Below are 21,705 nucleotides of genomic sequence, written 5' to 3' on the forward strand. Positions count from 1 at the left end.
GTCGCCCGCGACACCCTTGCCTCCGGCTAACACTTCCCCTTGCCGGGCGTGTAGAGGACTTTCACCTCCAAGTGAATGCGCCCTGCCGGGCGCACAACGAAAAAAGGGCAGCGCCACGGCTGCCCTTTTGGATCGCGATGGACCGCGCTCAGGCGTGCTCGCCGAGCACCGACACCGTGACGTCGACGAGAACGTCCGTATGCAGCGAAACCTGCACCGGATGATCGCCCACGATCTTCAGCGGGCCTTGCGGCAGGCGGACTTGCGCCTTTTCGACAGCGAAGCCCTGTTTCGTCAGCGTCTCGGCGATGTCCGCGTTCGTGACCGAGCCGAACAAGCGACCGTCGACGCCGGCCTTCTGCGCGATCTGGACCGTGAGGCCCGACAACTTCTCACCGAGCGCTTGCGCGGCGGCGAGCTTGTCGGCGGCGGCCTTCTCGAGCTCGGCGCGACGCACTTCGAACTCGGCGATCGCTTCCTTCGTGGCGCGGCGGGCGAGCTTTTGCGGAATCAGGAAATTACGCGCGAAGCCGTCCTTGACCTTGACGATATCGCCGAGGTTGCCCACGTTGACAACCTTTTCCAAAAGGATGATTTGCATTCGAATTCTCCTTGTAGCGCCGTCTGATCAGGCCTTGTGCAGATCCGTGTACGGCAGCAGCGCGAGGAAGCGGGCGCGCTTGATCGCCGTATCGAGCTGGCGTTGATAGTGGGCCTTCGTACCCGTCAGACGAGCCGGCGTGATCTTGCCGTTTTCGCCGATGAAGTCCTTCAGCGTTTCGATGTCCTTGTAGTCGATGTACTCGACGCCGGCTGCCGTGAAGCGGCAGAACTTCTTGCGCTTGAAGAGCGGGTTTTGCTGCTGGCGGCGCTTGTCGAACTTTTTACCAGTGGGACGGGGCATGTTCAGTCCTTTCCAATGTCCTGCAATTCTGTGATGTGAAACACCAAGGTTCTCGCATTGCGACTCTTCTTCGCCAGAAAACCCGTGAACAGCGTCTCGACGCCCATTTCACAGCTTTCGAGCTTGCCGCTCGCGGCACCCGCGGCCAGCGCGGGCATCGTCAATTCGACCAGCCGGGCGATGCCGGCTTCGACGACTTCCGTGCGGTGTTGCAACGTGCAGCTTGCGATCGGCACGCCAGCCGGCGTATAGCGCAGCGGCTCGCGCTCGATCACGCTGGCCGTGAGTTGCAGCCTGTTCACGGAAGCGGCTTGGAATCCATGAGACCTTGGCGGCTCGTAACGTCAAACCGTTTTCAAGCCTGCGCTTCGGACGACTGCGAAGCAGCCGCCTTCTTGGCTTCTTCGCGCTGCACTTCCTTCATCATCGGCGACGGGCCGGTTTCGGCCTTCTTCATCTTGACGATGAGGTGACGCAGCACGGCGTCGTTGAACTTGAATGCGTGCTCGAGCTCTTCGAGCGTTGCCTGGTCGCATTCGATGTTCATGCAGACGTAGTGAGCCTTCGCGAGTTTCTCGATCATGTAGGCCAGCTGGCGACGGCCCCAGTCTTCGATGCGGTGGATCTGACCGCCGCGCGTGGTAATCGTGGACTTGTACCGCTCGATCATCGCGGGCACCTGCTCGCTCTGGTCGGGGTGCACGACGAAGACGATTTCGTAGTGACGCATAAGCACTCCTTGTGGATAGAAGCCACCCGGGCGTCAGAGCCGGTGTGGCAAGTGAGAAGCCGGCGATTGTAGCGTAAATTCGGGCCGCGCTCAAGCCGCCGGGCAGGCCACGGGCGAAGGCGCCCCGCCCCAATATCCCGGCCGGTTGTAGACGCTCTTGAGGTAGTCGATGAAGTAACGCACCTTTGCGGGGACATATCGCTGCTGCGGATAGACGGCGAGGATGTCGTAATCGGGCAGTGCGAACTCATCGAGCACCGTTTCCAGCTCGCCGCGCGCGAGCTGCTCGGCGATCTCCCACGTCGAGCGCCAACCGAGCCCGAGCCCCTCGGCCGCCCAGCGGTGCAACAGCTCCCCGTCGTTGCAGTCGAGCGTGCCCGTCACGCGCACGGTAACCAGCTTGCCGTTACGGCGGAAATACCAGCCGCGGTTCTGTCCCCCTTGTAAATTGAACGCGAGGCAGTTGTGCTCGAGCAGCTCGTCGAGCGTTCTCGGTCGGCCGTGCTTCGCGAAATACTCCGGTGTGCCGCAAACGACGCGGCGATTCGCTGCAAGCTTGACCGCCACGAAGCTCGGATCGACCGCTCCGCCAATGCGGATCGACAGGTCGTAGCCCTCGCGGACCAGGTCGACGACGCGGTCGGTCAGATTGAACGACATCTTGAGATCGGGTTTGTCCGCCAGAAAGGCCGGCGCGAGCGGCGCGACGTGCTTGCGGCCGAACGCGGCAGGCGCCGACACGATCAGATGCCCGCTCACGGAGCGCCGGCCGGCGGCGAGCTCGTTTTCGGCCTGGTCCCAGTCGGCGAGCAGTCCGCGGCAACGCTCGAGGAACGCGGCGCCCTCCTCGCTGACGACGAGACGCCGCGTCGAGCGGTACATGAGCTTGACGCCGAGGCGTTTTTCGAGCGCGTCGATGCGCCGACCGAGAATGACGGGGGAAACGCCCTCCTCGAGCGCCGCGGCGGCGAGGCTGCCCGCCTCGGCCACGCGCACGAAGGTCTCGATTTGCTTGAAGCGATCCATCGTCAGTCCCCTTGCACCGATTCGATACTTTTTGTATCGAAAAACCCGACTTTCCGCGATCTTATCAAACCTTCGGCACGCTTCTAAAGTAACGACTCGAACGCCCATAGACATGAAGGAGACATCCATGCCGAAAATGAGAGCTGTCGACGCAGCCGTGCTTGTTCTCGAGAAGGAAGGTATCGACACGGCATTCGGCGTGCCGGGCGCCGCCATCAATCCGCTCTACTCCGCGCTGAAGAAAGCGGGCAGCATCAGCCACGTGCTCGCGCGCCATGTGGAAGGCGCCTCGCACATGGCCGAGGGCTATACACGCGCCGCGCCGGGCAACATCGGTGTGTGCATCGGTACGTCCGGCCCCGCCGGCACCGATATGATCACGGGCCTCTATTCCGCTTCGGCCGATTCGATTCCGATCCTCGCGATCACGGGCCAGGCGCCGCGTGCGCGCCTCTACAAGGAAGACTTCCAGGCCGTCGACATCGAATCGATCGCGAAGCCCGTGACGAAGTGGGCCGTGACCGTGCGCGAGCCGGCGCTGGTGCCGCGCGTTTTCCAGCAAGCGTTCCATCTCATGCGCTCGGGCCGCCCCGGGCCCGTGCTGATCGACCTGCCGATCGACGTTCAAATCGCCGAGATCGAGTTCGACATCGCCACCTACGAGCCGCTTCCTGTCTACAAACCGCGAGCGACGCGGGGGCAGATCGAGGCCGCGCTGCAAATGCTGAACGACGCGGAGCGCCCGCTGATCGTATCGGGCGGCGGCGTGATCAATGGGGCGGCGGAGCAACTGCTCGTTGAATTCGCCGAGACGATCGGCGTGCCCGTCATTCCGACGCTGATGTCGTGGGGCGCGATACCCGACGATCATCCGCTCATGGCCGGTATGGTCGGTCTGCAGACCTCGCACCGCTATGGCAATGCGACGTTACTCGCATCGGACTTCGTGCTTGGCATCGGCAATCGGTGGGCGAACCGCCACACGGGCAGCATCGATGTCTATACGAAGGGGCGCAAGTTCGTCCACGTCGATATCGAGCCGACACAGATCGGGCGCGTGTTCGGCCCGGACCTCGGCATCGTCTCCGACGCGAAGGCCGCGCTCGAGCTCTTCGTCGAAGTCGCGCGCGAATGGAAGGCGCAAGGCCGGCTGAAGGACCGCGGCGAGTGGGCGGAGGCATGCCGCGAGCGCAAGCGCACGATGCATCGCAAGACGCACTTCGAGAACGTGCCGGTCAAGCCGCAACGCGTCTACGAGGAAATGAACAAGGTCTTCGGCCGCGACACTTGCTACGTCAGCACGATCGGCCTTTCGCAAATCGCCGGCGCGCAGTTCCTCCATGTCTATCGAGCCCGCAACTGGATCAACTGCGGACAGGCCGGCCCGCTCGGCTGGACGATCCCCGCCGCGCTCGGCGTGCGTGCGGCCGACCCGCAGCGTCCGATCGTCGCGCTTTCGGGCGATTACGACTTCCAGTTCATGATCGAAGAGCTTGCGGTCGGCGCGCAATTCAACCTGCCCTACGTGCACGTCGTCGTGAACAACTCGTATCTCGGGTTGATTCGCCAGGCGCAGCGGCAGTTCGACATGGACTACTGCGTGCAGCTCGCGTTCGAGAACATCAACGCGCCGGAGCTGAACGGGTATGGCGTCGATCATGTGGCAGTCGCGGAAGGCCTCGGCTGCAAGGCGCTGCGCGTGTTCCGGCCCGAGGACATCAAGCCCGCCCTTGAAAAAGCCCAGACGATGCTCGGCGAGTTCAAGGTTCCCGTCGTCGTCGAAGTGATTCTCGAGCGCGTGACCAACATCGCGATGGGCGCGGAGATCGACGCCGTCAACGAATTCGAGCCGCTCGCGGAATCGCTCGACGATGCGCCGACGGCGCTTCCCACCTGACCGACCAGTGAGATCTGCATCATGCCGAAATTCGCAGCGAATTTGACGATGTTGTTCAATGAGGTGCCGTTTCTCGATCGCTTCGAGGCGGCAGCCCGTGCCGGCTTCGATGCCGTCGAGTTTCTGTTTCCGTACCCGTTTGGTGCCGCCGAGCTCGCGGAACGGCTCGAGGCGAACCGGCTGCGCCTGGTTCTTCACAATCTGCCCGCCGGCAACTGGGAAGCGGGCGAGCGCGGCATCGCCTGCCTGCCTGATCGGGTCGGCGAATTTCAGGACGGCGTGGGCCGCGCGATCGAGTACGCGAAGGCCCTCAAGGTGCGCCAGGTGAACTGCCTTGCCGGCATCCGTCCCAACGGCGTCGATGCCGAGCGGACGCGCTCGACGCTCGTCGACAATCTGCGCTTCGCCGCGGCCGCGCTCGCGCGCGACGGGATCCGGTTGCTCGTCGAGCCCTGCAACGCCTACGATATTCCAGGGTTCGCGCTGAACCGCTCGAAGGAAACACTCGACGTCATCCGCGATGTGGGCTCGGAGAACCTCTTCCTGCAGTACGACATCTATCACATGCAAAGGATGGAGGGTGAGCTCGCCGCAACGATCAAGGCCAATCTGCCGCGTATCGCTCATATGCAGCTCGCCGACAATCCCGGCCGTCACGAGCCGGGCACCGGCGAGATCCACTACGCGTTCCTGTTCGAGTTCATCGACAGTCTCGGCTACGATGGCTATATCGGCTGCGAGTACAAGCCGCGCACGACAACGCACGACGGCCTGGGCTGGCTGCGGACCGTCGCCGGCCGCGCAAGCGCCGCTGCCCGATAGCGCACGGCGCGGTATAGCGGCACCCTTCATCATCCGATGGACTCGGCACACTCGAGCTGAGAATAGAAGTCGATCCATCACGATTCAGCAACCAGAGCAGACTGACTGACGGAAATATCGACATGGCAAAGATCGGCTTTATCGGCCTCGGCATCATGGGCTCGCACATGGCGCGCAACCTTCTGAAGGGGGGCCATACCCTCGTCCTCAACCGCAAGCACCCCGTTCCTGACGATCTGCGCGAGGGTGCCACCGTGGTCACCGATTCGGCGGCCGTTGCGGCGGCAGCGGAAGTCATCATCTCGATGGTGCCCGACACGCCGGATGTGGCCAACGTGCTTTTCGCCGACGATGGCGTCGCGAAAGGCCTTTCGAAGGGGAAGCTCGTCATCGACATGAGCTCCATCTCGCCGCTCGAAACGCAGGCGTTCGCCAAGCGGATCAATGAGCTCGGGTGCGACTATCTTGATGCGCCGGTATCGGGAGGCGAAGTCGGCGCGCGCGACGCAACGCTGACGATCATGGTCGGCGGCCCCGAGGCGGCGTTCGAACGCGCCAAGCCGCTCTTCGAGTTGATGGGCAAGAACGTCTCGCTCATCGGCGATAACGGCGCCGGACAGACCTGCAAGGTCGCCAATCAGATCATCGTGGCGCTCAACATCGAAGCCGTGGCGGAAGCGCTGCTCTTCGCGGCGCGCTCCGGTGCGGATCCGGAGCGCGTACGGCGCGCGCTGATGGGCGGCTTCGCCTCGTCGCGCGTGCTCGAGGTGCATGGCGAGCGCATGACGAAGCGCACCTTCAACCCGGGCTTTCGCATCGAGCTTCACAGAAAGGACCTGAACCTCGCGCTCGACGGCGCGCGCAAGCTCGGCATTGCGTTGCCTCATACGGCGAGCGCGCAGCAGCTCTTCAGCGTCTGCGCGGCGCACGGCGGCAGCGGGTGGGATCACTCCGCCATCATTCGCGCCCTCGAAATCATGGCCGGGTTCGAGATCGAGGCGTGATCAGGTAAGCAGGAACGCCGCTTTCGGGCTGAGGGCGGCGAAGTGGGGTCCGCAGCGGCGCCCGGCGACGACGGGGAAGCCTTGGTCGGTCAGACGTCGTCGTCGGGTGTCCGTCTGTCGGATTGCCCTGCGTTCTTTCAGTAGGTGTCGAAAGCGCGTTGCAGCAGTGTGCGCTCCCCCATTCCCACCGCCAGCGCGAGCATCAACAGCACGCGAGCCTTGTAAGGATTGAGCGTGCCCGCGGTGACGAAGCCGAGCGCATCGTCGGGCGCGGCTCCGTTGCGCATGACATGCCCCGAGCCGACACGCGACGCGCGAACCACCGCGATGCCCTGCCGGACCGCCTCGGCCAGAGCGGCTTGAACGGTCGCATGGACCGACCCATTCCCGGTACCCGCCACGACGATGCCGCGCACGCCAGCGGCGATCAGCGCATCGACCGCGGTGCGCGTCGCGCCGGCGTAGCTTGCGACGATCTCCACGCCCGGCCAGCCGGCGTCGGCGACAAACGGCGTTGCCGCCGTATGCGGACGCACGACGCTGCGCTGAAATTCGACACGCCCATCCTGAACCCAGCCGAGCGCGCCGACCTCGGGCGATTGGAACGCATCGACGGCATAGGTGCTCGTCTTGACGATATCGCGCGCACTATGAATACGGTTGTTGAACGCGACGAGCACGCCTCTTCCCCACGCCTCACGCGTGGCCGCCACCGTGACGGCGCCGAGCAGATTGAGCGGCCCGTCAGCCGAGAGCGCCGAAGACGGGCGCATCGCGGCCGTCATGACGATCGGCTTCGATGTTTTCACCGTCAGATGGAGCAGGTATGCCGTCTCTTCGAGCGTATCGGTGCCATGGGTGACGACGATACCGTCGATGTCGGCGCGTGACGCGAGCTCGCCGATGCGCCGTGCGAGCACTGTCCACAGGGAAAGTTCGAGGTCCTTGCTGTCGATGCTCGCGACTTGCTCCGCTTCGATGTTCGCCATGTTCGCGAGCGCGGGGACCGCCGCGAGCAGGCGATCGACGCCGACCACGCCGGCCTGGTAGCCGGCCGTCTGGGCGGCGTCGGCAGCGGAACCCGCTATGGTGCCGCCCGTCGCGAGAACGGCGATGCGCGGCAGCGCGGCCGGGTCGGGCGAAACCGCCGAGTTCGAGGTGCTGATTGTGTCCATGGCCGCCATTCTATACGGCGCGCGGCGCGGCGCCGTAAGGAATGGCGTAGAAAAACTCGTTGCGTTTAAGCCGCTTCGCGCAGTCGGCCCGTGATGTCGGTGCCGGCGAGCTGGGGCGCGAACATTTCGATGAACCGGTAGGCGTACGCGCGCAGGATCGCGCCCTTGCGGAGCCCGACGCGCGTCGTGCTCGCTTCGAACAAATGCTGCGACTCGAGCGCGACGAGCTCGGAGTCTCGCTTCGGATCGTAGGCCATCGCCGCCACGATACCGATGCCCATGCCGAGCTCCACATACGTCTTGATCACGTCGGCGTCGATCGCGGTGAGCACCACGTCGGGGAGTCTTCCGGTTTTCTCGAACGCTTCGTCGATATGAGCACGGCCGGTGATGTCGCGCTCGTAAGTGATGATCGGATGCTCGGCGACGTCCTCGAGGGTCACCGTCTTCACGGCGGCAAGCGGGTGTCCCTTGGGCACGACCACGATGTGATGCCACGAGTAGCACGGAAACGTGACGATGTCGGAGTATCGATCGAGGCCTTCCGTCGCGATCGCGATATCGGCCTCGCCCTCGACGAGCATCTGCGCGATCTGGCGCGGGCTGCCCTGGCGCAAGGCGAGATGCACCTTGGGGAAAACCTCCTTGAACTCCCGGATCACCTGTGGGAGCGCGTAGCGAGCCTGCGTGTGCGTCGTGGCGACGACGAGATGCCCGGTGTCCTCGTCGGCATATTGGCGCGCCACGCGGCGCACGTTTTCGGCATCGAGCAGCATCCTTTCGATGAGCCGATGCACGGCTTTGCCCGGCTCGGTCAACCCTGTCAGCCGCTTGCCGCGCCGCACGAAGATGTCGACGCCCAACTCGTCCTCGAGATCCTTGATCTGCTTCGAGACCCCGGATTGCGAGGCATAGAGCACATTCGCCACCTCGGTCAGGTTCAAGTTGCGGCGCACTGCCTCGCGCACGTAGCGCAGTTGCTGGAAGTTCATAAAGGCCTCTCTTGGTTTTTCTTTACTGCGCTTCGAAGACGCGCGCCGAGCGCGGCACGACTGTCACGCGGTCGCCCTCGGCGAGCTGCAATGCATGCCAGGCCTCGCGCGCGATCTCCGCCTCGAGCGGACCAGCGGCGCCGGCGAGCTCGACACGAACCGAGCCCCCGCGCGCCACGACGCGCCGCACGTCGGCCGCCACGCCATCGCTACGCGCGACCGCGTGCGGATAGATCTGCAGGTCGTGCGGACGCACGTACGCGAATGCCGGACCCGAAGCCGCGGCCGGCGCGCCGGCCTCTTCCGCCAGCGTGGATGCGGCAACGAGCGGCGCACTCGCTCCGTGAGGAACGAAACCGTGCGGCTCGACGCTGCCCGCCACGCGGTTGGCCGCGCCGAGGAACGCATAAACGAACGGCGTGCGCGGCTCGTCATAGACTTCCTGGGGGCTGCCCGCCTGTTCGATGCGGCCATGATTGATGACGACGATCCGGTCCGCGACGTCGAGCGCCTCCTCCTGATCGTGCGTGACGAAGATCGTCGTGATCGAAAGCTCGTCATGAAGCCGGCGCAGCCAGTCGCGCAGTTCCTTGCGCACCTTCGCGTCGAGCGCGCCGAACGGCTCGTCGAGCAGCAAGACGCTCGGCTCGACGGCGAGCGCCCGCGCAAGCGCGACGCGCTGCCGCTGGCCGCCCGAGAGCTCGGCCGGATACCGGTCGCCGAGATGTCCCAGGTGCACCAGTCCCAGGAGCTCATTGACTTTCGCGCGAATGACCGCCTCCGAGGGACGCTCGCGACGCGGCTTGACGCGCAGCCCGAAAGCGATGTTCTCGAACACCGTCATGTGGCGAAAGAGCGCGTAGTGCTGAAACACGAAGCCGACTTGCCGTTCCCGCGCGTCGAGCGCCCCCACGTCGCGACCGTTGAGCACCACTTCCCCTTCGTCCGCCGCCTCGAGTCCGGCGATCACGCGCAGCAGCGTGGTCTTGCCGCAGCCCGACGGACCGATCAGCGCCGCGAGCTCGCCGCGCGTGAATTCGAGCGAGACGCCGTCGAGCGCGACGAAATCGCCGAAACGCTTGTGCAGATTGCGAACGATGATGCTCATTCCAGTACCTTTCGTCAGGGAAGTGTTGCGCTCGCGCCCTCGGCCGCGAGCCGACGCTCGGCGACGAGTTTCACGGCAAGCGTCGCAAGCGCGATCAGCGCAAGCAACGAGGCGACGGCAAAAGCGGCCGCGAAGTTGTAGTCGTTGTAGAGAATCTCGACATGCAGCGGCATCGTATCGGTGAAGCCGCGAATGTGCCCCGAGACGACGGAGACGGCGCCGAACTCGCCCATCGCGCGCGCGTTGCAAAGTATCACACCGTAAATGAGCCCCCACTTCACATTCGGCAGCGTCACCCGGCGCCAGATTTGCCAGCCCGACGCGCCGAGTACGCGCGCCGCCTCTTCTTCTTCCTTGCCCTGCGCCTGCATGAGAGGAATGAGCTCGCGCGCGACGAACGGGAAGGTGACGAAGATCGTCGCGAGCACGATGCCGGGCACCGCGAAGATGATCTGCAGATCGTGCGCTTGGAGCCACGGGCCGAACCAGCCTTGCGCGCCGAAGAGCAGCACATAGAGCACGCCCGAGATCACGGGCGAGACCGAAAACGGCAAATCGATCAGCGTCGTCAGCAATGCGCGGCCGCGAAATTCGAATTTCGCGATAGCCCACGATGCGGCGAGGCCGAAGACGAGATTGAGCGGCACCGCGATTACCGCCACGGTCAGCGTGAGCGCGATGGCGGCGCGCGCGTCGGGCTCGGCGAGCGCCTGGAAATAGTACGCGACGCCCTTGCTGAACGCCTCGCTGAACACGGCCACGAGCGGCACGACCAGAAACAGCGCGAGAAATGCGAGCGCGATGCCCGTCAACGCCCAGCGCGCGACGCTCGCGCTTGCTCCGGCGCGACGGCGAGCAGTCGAGGAGGTTGCGGCACTCGAGCGGGCGCTGGCTTGCCCGGCCCCGCTCGTTTCGATTGGAACGGCGATGCGGCTCATCCGATCGCTCCCTGCCCGGCCGTCGGCGCCGAACGCGGCGCGGTGCTCGCGCTGCGCGCCCTGCTCCTACCCCTGCCGTTGCGGCTCGTGCGGCGTTGCCAATGCCATTGCAGCGCGTTGATCGCGAAGAGCATCGCGAACGAAGCGACCAACATCGCGACGGCGAGCGCTGTCGCGCCGGCATAGTCGTACTGCTCGAGCTTCGTGATGATGAGCAGCGACGCGACTTCTGATTTCATCGGGATATTACCGGCGATGAAGATGACCGAGCCGTATTCGCCGAGCGCGCGGGCGAACGCGAGGGCGACGCCGGTCGACAGCGCCGGCGCCAACGCGGGCAGCACGACACGCGAAAACGTCTGCCACGACGAGGCGCCGAGGCACGCCGCCGCTTCCTCCTGCGCGTGCTCGAAATCCTGCAGCACAGGCTCGACGGTACGCACGACGAACGGCAGCCCGACGAACGTCAGCGCGACGAGGACCCCGAGCGGCGTGAAGGCCACCTTCAGCCCGAGCGGCGCGAGCCAACGGCCGATCCAGCCGTGCTGATCGTAGATGGAGGCGAGCGCGATGCCCGCGACGGACGTCGGCAGCGCGAACGGCAAATCGACGATCGCATCGACGAGGCGCTTGCCGGGAAACGGGTACCGCACGAGAACCCAGGCGACGAGCAGGCCGAAGACTCCGTTCACGAGGGCCGCGATCGCGCCGGCGCCGAACGTCAGCCGATAAGAGGCCAGCACGCGCGGGGAAGCCACGGCCGCGACGAACTGCGTCCAGTCGAGCGTCGAGGCCTTCAGGAACGCGGCCGCGAGCGGGATCAACACCACCAGGCCCAGGTAAGCCAGCGTGATGCCTAGCGTCATGCCGAAGCCGGGCAATACGCCGGGCCTGCGAAAAGCGAACATCGTCGATGCCTTTCAGTCGTTGAGCTTCAGTGAGGCTGGTAAATCGAGTCGAACGTGCCGCCGTCGGCGAAATGCACCTTCTGGGCATTTGCCCAGCCCCCGAAAGCCGTGTCGACCGTGTAGAGCTTCAGCTTCGGAAACTTCGCCGTGAGCTCGGCAGGCACGTTCGCCGAGCGCGGCCGGTAGAAGTTGGCCGCGGCGATCTTTTGTCCCTCGTCGCTGTAGAGGAAGCGCAAATAGGCTTCGGCCACTTTGCGCGTCCCCCGTTTATCGACGACCCCGTCGACGACGGCGACGGGTGGTTCCGCGAGAATGCTCACTGACGGAACGACGATCTCGAACTTGTCCGCGCCGAATTCCTTCTGCGCGAGAAATGCCTCGTTCTCCCATGCGATCAGAACGTCGCCCAGCTCGCGCTGCACGAAGCTCGTCGTGGCGCCGCGCGCGCCGGAATCGAGCACGCCGGCATTGCGATAAAGCTGCGCGACGAAGTCTTTCGCCTTCTGCTCGTTGCCGCCCGGACGGTTGAGCGCGTAGACCCACGCGGCGAGGTAGTTCCAGCGCGCGCCGCCGGAAGTCTTCGGATTCGGCGTGACAATCGAAACGCCGGGCTTCACGAGATCGTCCCAGTCCTTGATGCGCTTCGGATTGCCGTGCCGCACGAGAAAGACGATCGTCGAGGTGTATGGCGCCGCGTTGTTGGGCAGACGCTTTTGCCAGTCACGCGCGAGGAGCCCCTTACTCGCCAGCGCATCGATGTCGTAGGCGAGCGCCAGCGTGACGACGTCGGCCTGCAGTCCCGCGAGGACCGAGCGCGCCTGCGCGCCCGAGCCGCCGTGGGACTGACGAATCGAGACACCCTCGCCCGTGCTCGCTTTCCATTGCTCGGCGAATGCCTTGTCGACTGCCTGATAGAGCTCGCGGGTGGGATCGTAGGAAACGTTCAGCAGCGTAGTCTCCGCTTGCGCCTCGGCGGCAAACCCCAACATCGCCGCGGCCGCGCCGGCCACCATGCCGCCGAGCAGGCGCCGCCGCTTGCCCGACCACTCGCTTCCCCTTTCCACCATTTCTTCTGACTCCTGGCCGCATTGCATCAATTTTGAATGACGAGCTAGTCTAGCCACGAGCCCTTATGATCCAAACGAAGGATTTCGAATTCCTTTATATGAAAAACAGATAAGAAGGTTGCGGCGGCGCGAAGACGTCATAAAAAAAGGGGGACGTGCCACTTGTGTTCCGCCGAATACTGTATAAAAATACAGAAACCTGTCTATCCATACAGTGTCGCCATGACCAAACTCACCGCACGACAGCAGCAGGTATTCGATTTGATCCGCCAGTCGATCGAGCAGAGCGGGTACCCGCCAACGCGAGCCGAGATCGCCGCGGCACTCGGCTTCAGCTCGGCGAATTCGGCGGAGGAGCATCTGCGCGCACTCGCTCGAAAAGGGGTGATCGAGCTGGCGGCGGGCGCTTCGCGAGGGATTCGGCTCCTGGCGTCGGACGATGCGCCGCGGCAGCTGACGCTCCCGCATGCGGCATTGATGCAGCTCTCGCTGCCGCTCGTCGGCCGCGTCGCGGCAGGCAGCCCGATCCTCGCGCAGGAGCACATCTCGCAGCACTACGCATGCGATCCCGCGCTCTTTTCGAGCAAGCCCGACTACCTGCTAAAAGTGCGAGGGCTTTCGATGCGCGACGCGGGAATCCTAGACGGCGATCTGCTCGCCGTGCAAAAGCGAACCGAGGCGAAAGACGGTCAAATCGTCGTAGCCCGCCTCGGGGACGACGTCACCGTCAAGCGCTTCAAGCGCCGGTCGAACGGTGTCGAGCTGATTGCGGAGAATCCCGACTACGAAAATATTTTCGTCCAGGCCGGCAGCGCGGAGTTCGCGCTCGAAGGCATCGCCGTCGGCCTCATCCGTCCCACCGAATTCTGAACGCCCAAGGGAAAAACCATGGACCGCCTCGCCCGCCTCATGCCGTTTCGCCGCTTCGGCCGCCTGCGCCACTTGCGCAGTCTGGTGCCATGTCCGCCGCTCGAAGCGGCGCCCGCAGCGGATTCGAGCCGGCACGCCACACTTGCCCTCGACGAGCGGCCCTCGTCGATGCCGGCTTTCGCGCGTGTCTCGCTCAACAGCGCGTTACATGCTCAACCGGCGCAGCGGGCGCCGGTACGGGTCTATCATGGCGCGTCGCGCGTGATTCTCGTCGGAACGATCGACGCCGTTTGCCGAATGATCGACCGGTGTATCGACGAAGAACGCGCAGGGATGCGCGCGGCGCGGCTCGGCTGATACCGCCGCGCGATTTCGTTGGGGAAGGGCGCGACTTCGAGAGTCAGCCGGACATTCGGTCATCGAGCGACGCCAGGACCGGGAAACGTTTTGCCACATCGCCGGTCCATCGGGTTTCGCTCTGCTTACTCAAGGAAATGCGCCCAGTGACGACAAATGACAGACCCAATCGTGCACGCGGCAAGCCGCTCGCCGCCGTCGCGATCGTAATCGCGGCGATTATCGTATTCGCCATCCTCGCGTACATCTACGCCACCCCGTACCTCGTTCTCGACCGCTTGAAGCAAGCCGCCGATGCACGCGATGCCGAAACGGTCGACCGCTACGTCGACTATCCGGCGCTGCGTGCGAGCCTCAAGCAGCAGTTGTCGCAATTGCTGTCCCGACGCGTCGAATCGCAAAAGCGCGAGCATCCGCTCGCCGCATTCGGCGCACTCGTAGGCATGGCGTTGATTGGTCCGCTCGTCGACAACTATGCGACGCCTGAAGGCGTCGCAGCGCTACTGAACGGCATGCCGCCGCGCGGCGAGCCGAGCGAGGCGCTCTCGCCGCCCGCTCCGCCAACGGCACCGTCCGCTGGTGAGTCCGCTGCCGCGCCCGCTGCGCCGCCGTCGAGCCAAGCGACCCCAGCGCCGGCAGAGAACGCCCCGGCTGCGCCGAAGCGCGTCGGAGCACACTATCGCGGCATCGACGAATTTGTCGTCACCTATCGGCATGACGCCGCGAGCGCACCGTATAGCGTGATCCTGCGCCGCGATGGGTGGTTTTCCTGGAGACTCTCGGCGGTCGATCTGAACCAGCAATAGCTGAGGCGGCGTCGCTCGACGCTAAGCCGCCGCTTGCCGCTCGATAGATAGGACGCCGCACGGCGCCTTGTCGGGCCTGCCCTATGTCTCGCTGCCGGCCTTGGCTGACGTCTGCGCGGCCGACGGGCTGACAGCCAGCGGTTCTGTTTCGTGCGCCGTCGAAACGGCCACGAGAATGCTGCACGAGACGCGATCGAGCAATTGCGTGTTCCCCGCGCCCATCCACCATCGCGACAACCCGCTGCGCGCGCGGTGGCCGACCACGACGAGGTCAGCCTTCAACTCCTCCGCGAGCCGTGCAATCTCGTCGATAGGGTGCCCGAACGCAAAATGACCGTGCGCCGTCACGCCGCGCTCGGTCAGCCAGTCGACCCCTTCCTGAAGAATCTCGCGGGCTGCGTCCTCGAAGCGTCCGCAGGCGACATCGGTCAATAGGCCGGCGCTTTGCGCGATGCTCGTGCGCATATCCACGACTGAAAGGAGATGCGTCTCCGCCTGTAGGTCGAGCGCGAGATTGGCGCCACAGCGCAATGCCTTGCGACCTTCGCGGGTGCCGTCGTAACACAGCAGAATCTTGTTGTAACACGCCATCGTGGCCTCCTATCCGCGCAAACCGCAGACATTCGTTTGAATAATCCTGCGTCGCCGCCGCGGTTGCAAGCGATGGAAAACGCGTAGTCGCGCGCCGGCGCAAGCCGGGTCGACACGCTGCGGCGCAACAACGCGCTCCTTCATCGCGGACGCGGACCAAGCGCTGCTCCCCGATGCAATAGAATGGATCGCCGCCTGCACTGGTCTCGTGCGAAATCGCTCACTTGCACCCATGTCGAACAACACGATCGAATTCCTGGAAGTGGAAAAACGCTATGGCGATAAAACGGTCGTCGACGGCTTGACGTTCCATGTTCGAACCGGCGAGTGCTTCGGCCTGCTCGGGCCCAACGGTGCCGGAAAGACGACGACGCTCAAGATGCTGCTCGGCATCGCGGAGCCCGACGCGGGCACCATCAGGCTTTGCGGCGAGACGATTCCTGCCCGCGCTCGTTTTGCGCGGCAACGAATCGGAGTCGTTCCGCAATTCGACAACCTCGATCCCGATTTCACCGTCCGCGAGAACCTGCTCGTATTCGGGCGCTACTTCGGCTTATCCGCGAGCAAGACGCGGGCCATGGTACCCATGCTGCTCGAGTTTGCCCGCCTGGAGAACAAGGCTGACGCGCGCGTCAGCGAGCTCTCGGGCGGAATGAAGCGGCGCCTCACGCTCGCGCGCGCGCTGATCAACGATCCGGATGTCCTCGTCATGGACGAGCCGACCACCGGCCTCGACCCGCAGGCGCGGCACCTCATATGGGAACGGCTTCGCTCGCTGCTTGGGCGCGGCAAGACGATCCTGCTGACGACGCACTTCATGGAAGAAGCCGAGCGGCTTTGCGACAGGCTCTGCATCATCGAAGAGGGACGCAAGATCGCGGAAGGCGCGCCCAGCGCGCTCGTCGAGGCCGAGATCGGCTGCGACGTCATCGAAGTCTACGGCGCGTCGCCCGCGGCGCTTCGCGACGAACTCGCGCCTTTGGCCACGCGCACCGAGATCAGCGGCGAGACGCTGTTCTGCTACGTGCGCGACGCTGGCCCCGTCAACGCGCGACTCGCCGGCCGGGCGGGACTGCGCTATCTGCATCGGCCCGCCAATCTCGAAGACGTCTTTCTTAGGCTTACCGGCCGCGAGATGCAAGAGTGACGGCACGAGACAAGGCGACCGCGACCCAAAAATCAGCTATGGATACACCTTCCTACCGAACAGAAGCCGAACGCCGGGCAGCGGGTGCACGGCGTGCGCATGGATTTCGTTTCGCGCTGCCGGCCAACGCGGCCAACTGGCTTTCGGTCTGGCGCCGCAATTACCTCGTATGGCGCAAGCTCGCGCTCGCCTCGATGTTCGGCAATCTGGCCGATCCCATGATCTATTTGTTCGGCCTCGGCTTCGGCTTGGGGCTGATGGTCGGTCAGGTCGACGGGGTGCCGTACATCGCGTTCCTCGCCGCGGGCACCGTGGCTTCGAGCGTGATGATGTCCGCGAGCTTCGAAGCGATGTATTCTGGGTTCTCGCGCATGCATGTCCAACGGACGTGGGAGGCGATCATGCATACGCCGCTTACGCTCGGCGACATCGTCGTCGGCGAAATCGCCTGGGCCGGCAGCAAGGCCATTCTGTCCGGCGCCGCGATCATGGTCGTCGCGGGTGTGCTCGGCTACGCGCAATTTCCGTCCATGCTCCTTGCCCTACCCGTCATCGCACTCGCCGGCATCGCTTTCGCCAGCCTGGCCATGGTTGTCACTGCGGTTGCGCCCTCTTACGATTTCTTCATGTTCTATCAGACGCTCGTCATTACGCCGATGCTGCTGCTATCGGGCATCTTTTTTCCGCTTTCGAAGCTGCCCGAACCGGTGCAGCAAGCCGCCCTGGCGCTTCCGCTCGCCCACGCCGTCGAATTGATCCGGCCAGCGATGCTCGATCGTCCCATCACGGACGCCCCGATGCATCTGGCCGTGTTGGCCGCCTACGTGATCGTCCCGTTCTTCGCCTGCGCGGCGCTCTTTCGCCGGCGGATGATGCGATAGCCCGCGCCGCGTTGCCGCACGGCTAACGCTCCCCCGCGCGATCATTGCTCGTCGTCGCCCCAGGGAATGTCGACGTCGGTGATGAAGCCGACCATCGCAAAAGGCCTCGCTTCATGCCGGCCGATTTTGCCGTCGGCGCGTTGCCACTCGCACCGGAATACGACTTCCGGCGTATCGGCTCGCAACCAGACCGTGCGCAGTTCGTCCGGGTCGGACGTCTCGACCGGTCCATCGAGCGAGATGACCAGTTTCTGCGGCCAAAGGCCGGCCGCCGGATCGTAGATGCGATCGCCGTCGGGAATCGACGTGAACGCCTCGACGCCGATCGTCGCGCAGGCCTCGGAGACCATTTTCGCAAGCGCGCGCAGCAACGCCGTGGCACGCGCCGAGTTGGCCTGCCGAATCGCGAGATCGCCGCGCGTCAGCGCCTGCTCCAGTTTGGGGTCGGTCTTTTGCTTGCTCATGATGTTGATTATCCAGTGGAACCCGAACGGCGATGGCGTTGGCACTCAGGCGCGCCGAGCGCACCATCACTTGGAGATCGTACCACTAGAAGTGAACCGCCCCGTCTCGAACTAAAACTACCGCTAAATAGCAAAAAGCCCGGTCATCGAAACCGGGCTGGCTGCTTGAATTCTACTGGGGTGGCCGATGGGACTCGAACCCACGACAACAGGAATCACAATCCTGGACTCTACCAACTGAGCTACGGCCACCACTGAGACTTGTCGTTCAGTGCCCCGAAACCAAGCGGCACCGACGAAGAAGCGAGATTATACAAACCCGATTCGGACTTGCCTAGTCCCCTCAACCGGGAATTTCCGCCGGCTCGCGCAAATGTGCGCGCGCCTCGTCAAAAATCGAGAGATCGGCTGCCGCCAGCCGCTTGTTGTCGGAAAGCACGCGCCGCCAGCCGCGTGAGCCCGCGACGCCGCGGTGGAGCCCGAGAGCGTGACGCGTGATGGCGCCGAGGTAGGTACCGCGAGCAAGCTCCGTCGCGCAATAGGCGATGAGGCCCGCTTCGACTTCGTCCCTCGTCGGGGCCACGGCATTGGAGCCGTAGAAGCGCTTGTCCACATCCGCGAGCAGGTAGGGATTGTGGTACGCCTCGCGGCCGAGCATCACGCCGTCCACATGCTGCAAATGCGCCTCGGCTTCGTCCAGCGTCTTGATGCCGCCGTTGATGACGATCTCGAGTTCCGGAAAGTCGCGTTTGAGTCGATACGCATAGTCGTACTTGAGCGGCGGAATCTCGCGATTTTCCTTCGGCGACAAACCCTTGAGGATCGCATTGCGGGCATGAACGATGAAGACGCTGCAGCCCGCTTGCGCCACCGTGCCGACGAAGTCACGCACGAACGCATAGTCTTCCACGTCATCGACGCCAATCCGGTGCTTGACCGTCACCGGAACCGTCGTCACGACATCGCGCATCGCCTTTACGCAATCCGCGACAAGCCGCGGCTCCTTCATGAGGCACGCGCCGAACGCCCCGCGCTGCACGCGCTCGGACGGACAGCCGCAATTGAGATTGATCTCGTCGTAGCCCCACTGCTCGCCGAGCCTCGCGGCGCGCGCGAGGTCCTCCGGCTCACTGCCGCCGAGTTGCAGCGCAACGGGCGCCTCGTCCTCCGTGAAAGCGAGATGGCGCGCGACGTCGCCGAAGAGCAGCGCACCCGTGGTCACCATCTCGGTATAAAGCCACGTATGGCGCGAAAGGAGGCGATGAAAGTAGCGGCAGTGGCGATCGGTCCAATCCATCATCGGCGCGACGGACACGCGGCGCGGACTGGAAACTGAATTTAACGGCATGGCGAAGAGATCGACGAGCGAATTCGGCATTTTATCGCAATGGCGTTGCCGGCCTCATTCCTCCTCCGACGCGCAGCGCGTGTCGGCGAGCCGCTAGAATGTAGCCCGCGCATGCCGGGCCGGCCGCGGCGCCTCGTTCGTCGGCCGGCTCGCGCACCCAAGCCAAAAGAAGGAGCGTTGATCGATGAGCGGCGGAGTTCCCCGTCAACACGTGATCCGGTGGATTCTCGCCTGGATACTGCTGTCAGTCCTTGCCGGTTGCAGCACCTGGTTCGCTCCGAAGCCGCCGCCGGTTACGGAGCAGCCCGCCCCGTCGCCCGAACCCGAAACCGAATCGCCTCCCGAGGCGGCTTCCGAAGCGTCGGCGCCCGAGCCCGCAAACCCGCCTTCCGCGCACGCGGAAGCGCCCGAGACTCATAAAGCGCCGCCGCGCCCCGTGCATCGGCGCCCGCCGCCGCATCGCGCTCCGCCGGCCGAGACGCCGCCGCCTCCCGCACCCGTCGCACCAGCGCCGATCGTCACGACGCGGCTGCTGTCGTCGAACGATACGCGCAGTCTGCTCGACGCGCGCGTGCAGCGGCCCGACGGCAAGGTCATCGGCCGCGCCATCGACATGTTCGTCGACAAGGAAGGCGAGCCGATCGAAATGCTCGTCAATCTTTCGGGCTTCATGGGAATCGGCGATCGGAAGGTCCGTTTCCCCTGGAGCGCCTTCACGTTCAACATGGCGCCGAAAAAGACGGCAATCACGCTCTCTGTGCCGCGCGGACAGCCGCCGGCGGCCGAGGCCCTGAAGAAACATGGCCCGGCCTCGGCGAGCGCCACCCATGACGATGCACCACTGCTGCGGCTCATCGACGCGACGGTCGAGCGCGGCGACGGCTCGCGCGTCGGCCGCGTGACGGATGTGCTCATCGACAACCATGCGGCGCCGCAAGCTGCCGTGCTCGACGTGGGCAGCCTCATCCACCAGCGGCGCAGAATCGCGGCGGACTGGTCGGCGCTGCGCTTCGTGCGCAAAAATAAGGACGACGGGCTGACCGTCCAGGCGGACCTTTCGGATGCGCAAGTCGAGGCGGCGCCGAGCTACGAGCCGGAGCAGCCCGTACGCGCAGTCTCGCCCGCGCCGCCGCCGGCAAAGCCCGCGGCCACGAGCACAGCCTCTTCACGGTGACGAACGCGCAGATGGCAACCTTACGCAGTCTTCGCGCACTCGACTGGCTGAATTTCTTTCTCGCCAATGTCCAGACGGGCTTTGGCCCGTTCATCGCGTCGTATTTGACGACGAACAAATGGACGCAGGGAGAGATCGGCATCGCCCTCAGCGTCGGCACCGCCACGGCGATGCTGAGCCAAGTCCCCGCGGGTGCGCTGATCGATGCCCTGCGCAACAAGAAAGCCGCCGGCACCGCCGCGATCCTTGCGATCGCGGCTTGCGCCCTGCTGCTCGCGGCGAGTCCAACGCTGATCCCGGTCTTCGCCGCTGAAGTCTTTCACGGCTTCGCCAGTTGCATGCTCACGCCGGCCATCGCGGCGATCTCGTTCGGACTCGTGGGTCGCCATGCGCTCGGCGATCGGCTTGGCCGCAACGCACGGTTCGCATCGATCGGCAGTGCCGTGGCCGCGGGCTTGATGGGCGCCGTCGGCGAGTATTCGTCGGCGCGTGGCGTGTTCTGGTTGACCGCCGGGCTGACGCTTCCCGCGCTGCTCGCGCTGTCGCTGATCGAGCCGGTCGGGGACGCACCCGGCATGCCCACTTCGCCCGAGAAGCGCGGCAGCATGAGCGAGTTGCTGCGCGACAAGCGCGTGCTCATTTTCGCCGCCTGTATCGCGCTCTTTCACTTGTCGAATGCGGCGATGCTCAACCTCGCCGCGGGCGAAGTGACGACGCACATGAGCGACAACGTCCAACTCATCATCGCGGCCTGCATCATCGTGCCGCAGATCGTCGTGGCGGCCCTCTCGCCTTGGGTGGGGCGCTCGGCGCAGCGCTGGGGCCGGCGCCCGCTGCTGATCTTCGGGTTCGCCGCGTTGCCCGTTCGGGCCCTGCTGCTCGCGAGCATCTCGAGCCCCTATCTGCTCGCGCCGATCCAGGCGTTCGACGGCATCAGCGCCGCCGTGTTCGGGGTCATGTTGCCGCTCATCGCGGCCGACGTCGCGGGTGGCAAGGGGCACTACAACCTTTGCATCGGGCTCTTCGGCCTCACGGCCGGTATCGGCGCGACGTTGTCCACACTCGTCGCGGGATTCGTCGCCGACCGTTTCGGCAACACGGCGAGCTTCCTTTGCCTTGCCGCGGCAGGCGCGCTCGCCGTGTTCCTGGTGTGGGCAGCGCTGCCTGAAACGCGTGATGCGGCCGAAGCGGACTCCGAGGGCGAAGGCGAGCCATCCGCCTCGTCGTGACGCGCGCAACGCGGCGAGGCTCGGCCCGTTCACTTGGGAATCAAAACGAGCGCAGGCCTAATCGCAATCGCCCGACAGATACTTCCTCCCCTCGCAGGTGATCTCGACGGCGCCGCTACTGTTCTCGTCGGCAAGCCCCGCACCGAGCAGTTCGGCGGCTACCGCCATCGAGACGAGCGGTGGCGCCTGCCCGACTCCGACCTCGCTGAGGCGCCGAAGCGCTTCGATAGCTTCCGGGCTCAAGGATTTGGACATGGCCGTCTCCTG

The 21,705-nt window shown here is 64.9% G+C and carries 25 protein-coding genes and 1 tRNA gene; 10 read left to right on the plus strand and 16 right to left on the minus strand.

The features are described from left to right. Positions 1-148 precede the first annotated feature (148 nt). The 5 genes from rplI to B0G57_RS27255 form a co-directional block, all read right to left on the minus strand. The gene (gene rplI / locus B0G57_RS27235; protein ID WP_018442034.1) at positions 149-601 is read right to left on the minus strand and encodes a 50S ribosomal protein L9; all 453 of its coding nucleotides are present in this window, start codon (positions 599-601) and stop codon (positions 149-151) included. A gap of 27 nt (positions 602-628) precedes the next feature. Next, the gene (gene rpsR, locus B0G57_RS27240; protein ID WP_018442035.1) at positions 629-904 is read right to left on the minus strand and encodes a 30S ribosomal protein S18; all 276 of its coding nucleotides are present in this window, start codon (positions 902-904) and stop codon (positions 629-631) included. 2 nt (positions 905-906) lie between these two features. Then, entirely contained in the window at positions 907-1,206 is a 300-nt protein-coding gene (gene priB, locus B0G57_RS27245; RefSeq protein WP_018442036.1) for a primosomal replication protein N, read from the minus strand. Between the two features lie 53 nt (positions 1,207-1,259). Beyond that, positions 1,260-1,634, minus strand: a complete 375-nt coding sequence (gene rpsF, locus B0G57_RS27250) for a 30S ribosomal protein S6 (protein ID WP_018442037.1) — start codon at positions 1,632-1,634, stop codon at positions 1,260-1,262. 90 nt (positions 1,635-1,724) lie between these two features. Then, positions 1,725-2,660, minus strand: coding sequence for a substrate binding domain-containing protein (locus tag B0G57_RS27255; protein ID WP_018442038.1), 936 nt, complete (start codon positions 2,658-2,660; stop codon positions 1,725-1,727). A gap of 127 nt (positions 2,661-2,787) precedes the next feature. Here B0G57_RS27255 and gcl point away from each other — a divergent pair, with 127 nt between their 5' ends. The 3 genes from gcl (at position 2,788) to B0G57_RS27270 (ending at position 6,383) form a co-directional block, all read left to right on the plus strand. Further along, entirely contained in the window at positions 2,788-4,557 is a 1,770-nt protein-coding gene (gcl, locus tag B0G57_RS27260) for a glyoxylate carboligase (RefSeq protein ID WP_026229923.1), read from the plus strand. A 21-nt stretch (positions 4,558-4,578) separates the two neighbouring features. Continuing rightward, positions 4,579-5,379 carry a hydroxypyruvate isomerase gene (gene hyi / locus B0G57_RS27265; RefSeq protein WP_018442040.1) on the plus strand — a complete coding sequence of 267 codons (801 nt, stop codon included), beginning with the start codon at positions 4,579-4,581 and terminating at the stop codon, positions 5,377-5,379. 122 nt (positions 5,380-5,501) lie between these two features. Then, entirely contained in the window at positions 5,502-6,383 is an 882-nt protein-coding gene (locus B0G57_RS27270) for a 2-hydroxy-3-oxopropionate reductase (protein ID WP_018442041.1), read from the plus strand. A 137-nt stretch (positions 6,384-6,520) separates the two neighbouring features. On the opposite strand, the gene B0G57_RS27275 is transcribed toward B0G57_RS27270, so the two are convergent. The 6 genes from B0G57_RS27275 to B0G57_RS27300 all read right to left on the minus strand — a co-directional run bounded on the left by B0G57_RS27275 (position 6,521) and on the right by B0G57_RS27300 (position 12,517). Continuing rightward, on the minus strand, positions 6,521-7,558 hold the full coding sequence (locus B0G57_RS27275) for an asparaginase (protein ID WP_020566345.1): 1,038 nt from the start codon (positions 7,556-7,558) through the stop codon (positions 6,521-6,523). 65 nt (positions 7,559-7,623) lie between these two features. After that, positions 7,624-8,550: a CysB family HTH-type transcriptional regulator gene (locus B0G57_RS27280; protein ID WP_018442043.1), complete on the minus strand. Its 927-nt coding sequence runs from the start codon at positions 8,548-8,550 to the stop codon at positions 7,624-7,626. A 22-nt stretch (positions 8,551-8,572) separates the two neighbouring features. Then, positions 8,573-9,658, minus strand: coding sequence for a sulfate/molybdate ABC transporter ATP-binding protein (locus tag B0G57_RS27285; RefSeq protein ID WP_018442044.1), 1,086 nt, complete (start codon positions 9,656-9,658; stop codon positions 8,573-8,575). Positions 9,659-9,672: 14 nt separating this feature from the next. Further along, complete coding sequence (cysW, locus tag B0G57_RS27290; RefSeq protein WP_018442045.1) at positions 9,673-10,596, minus strand: sulfate ABC transporter permease subunit CysW; 924 nt, start codon at positions 10,594-10,596, stop codon at positions 9,673-9,675. Continuing rightward, the gene (gene cysT, locus B0G57_RS27295; RefSeq protein ID WP_018442046.1) at positions 10,593-11,504 is read right to left on the minus strand and encodes a sulfate ABC transporter permease subunit CysT; all 912 of its coding nucleotides are present in this window, start codon (positions 11,502-11,504) and stop codon (positions 10,593-10,595) included. Before cysT ends, cysW begins: the two co-directional genes overlap by 4 nt. A gap of 26 nt (positions 11,505-11,530) precedes the next feature. Further along, positions 11,531-12,517: a sulfate ABC transporter substrate-binding protein gene (locus B0G57_RS27300; RefSeq protein ID WP_399279077.1), complete on the minus strand. Its 987-nt coding sequence runs from the start codon at positions 12,515-12,517 to the stop codon at positions 11,531-11,533. A gap of 276 nt (positions 12,518-12,793) precedes the next feature. Here B0G57_RS27300 and lexA point away from each other — a divergent pair, with 276 nt between their 5' ends. The 3 genes from lexA (at position 12,794) to B0G57_RS27320 (ending at position 14,604) form a co-directional block, all read left to right on the plus strand. Continuing rightward, positions 12,794-13,441 (plus strand): transcriptional repressor LexA, encoded by a 648-nt coding sequence (gene lexA, locus B0G57_RS27310; protein ID WP_018442048.1) that lies wholly within the window; start codon positions 12,794-12,796, stop codon positions 13,439-13,441. An 18-nt stretch (positions 13,442-13,459) separates the two neighbouring features. Further along, positions 13,460-13,798, plus strand: a complete 339-nt coding sequence (locus tag B0G57_RS27315) for a hypothetical protein (protein WP_018442049.1) — start codon at positions 13,460-13,462, stop codon at positions 13,796-13,798. A gap of 137 nt (positions 13,799-13,935) precedes the next feature. Next, positions 13,936-14,604 carry a DUF2939 domain-containing protein gene (locus B0G57_RS27320; RefSeq protein ID WP_018442050.1) on the plus strand — a complete coding sequence of 223 codons (669 nt, stop codon included), beginning with the start codon at positions 13,936-13,938 and terminating at the stop codon, positions 14,602-14,604. 81 nt (positions 14,605-14,685) lie between these two features. Here B0G57_RS27320 and B0G57_RS27325 read toward each other — a convergent pair whose 3' ends face one another. Then, a complete protein-coding gene (locus B0G57_RS27325) occupies positions 14,686-15,195 on the minus strand; it encodes a universal stress protein (protein ID WP_018442051.1) in 510 nt (169 codons plus the stop codon). Between the two features lie 232 nt (positions 15,196-15,427). Between B0G57_RS27325 and nodI the strand changes: the two genes are divergently transcribed. Both nodI and B0G57_RS27335 read left to right on the plus strand, forming a co-directional pair. Then, entirely contained in the window at positions 15,428-16,342 is a 915-nt protein-coding gene (nodI, locus tag B0G57_RS27330) for a nodulation factor ABC transporter ATP-binding protein NodI (protein ID WP_018442052.1), read from the plus strand. 38 nt (positions 16,343-16,380) lie between these two features. After that, positions 16,381-17,223, plus strand: coding sequence for an ABC transporter permease (locus B0G57_RS27335; protein ID WP_018442053.1), 843 nt, complete (start codon positions 16,381-16,383; stop codon positions 17,221-17,223). Positions 17,224-17,264: 41 nt separating this feature from the next. Here B0G57_RS27335 and B0G57_RS27340 read toward each other — a convergent pair whose 3' ends face one another. The 3 genes from B0G57_RS27340 to dusA form a co-directional block, all read right to left on the minus strand. Further along, positions 17,265-17,687, minus strand: coding sequence for a hypothetical protein (locus B0G57_RS27340; protein WP_018442054.1), 423 nt, complete (start codon positions 17,685-17,687; stop codon positions 17,265-17,267). Positions 17,688-17,863: 176 nt separating this feature from the next. After that, positions 17,864-17,939: transfer RNA gene (locus tag B0G57_RS27345), tRNA-His, on the minus strand. Between the two features lie 91 nt (positions 17,940-18,030). Further along, complete coding sequence (dusA, locus tag B0G57_RS27350; protein WP_026229924.1) at positions 18,031-19,035, minus strand: tRNA dihydrouridine(20/20a) synthase DusA; 1,005 nt, start codon at positions 19,033-19,035, stop codon at positions 18,031-18,033. Positions 19,036-19,219: 184 nt separating this feature from the next. Between dusA and B0G57_RS27355 the strand changes: the two genes are divergently transcribed. After that, complete coding sequence (locus B0G57_RS27355) at positions 19,220-20,209, plus strand: PRC-barrel domain-containing protein (protein WP_026229925.1); 990 nt, start codon at positions 19,220-19,222, stop codon at positions 20,207-20,209. 11 nt (positions 20,210-20,220) lie between these two features. After that, positions 20,221-21,438, plus strand: a complete 1,218-nt coding sequence (locus B0G57_RS27360) for an MFS transporter (protein ID WP_083925707.1) — start codon at positions 20,221-20,223, stop codon at positions 21,436-21,438. Between the two features lie 57 nt (positions 21,439-21,495). Here the strand turns inward: B0G57_RS27360 and B0G57_RS27365 are convergent, their stop codons facing one another. After that, positions 21,496-21,693, minus strand: coding sequence for a hypothetical protein (locus B0G57_RS27365; protein WP_018442058.1), 198 nt, complete (start codon positions 21,691-21,693; stop codon positions 21,496-21,498). Between the last annotated feature and the right edge of the window lie 12 nt (positions 21,694-21,705).

Origin of the sequence: Trinickia symbiotica, from assembly GCF_002934455.1 — a bacterium.
Lineage (GTDB): Bacteria > Pseudomonadota > Gammaproteobacteria > Burkholderiales > Burkholderiaceae > Trinickia > Trinickia symbiotica.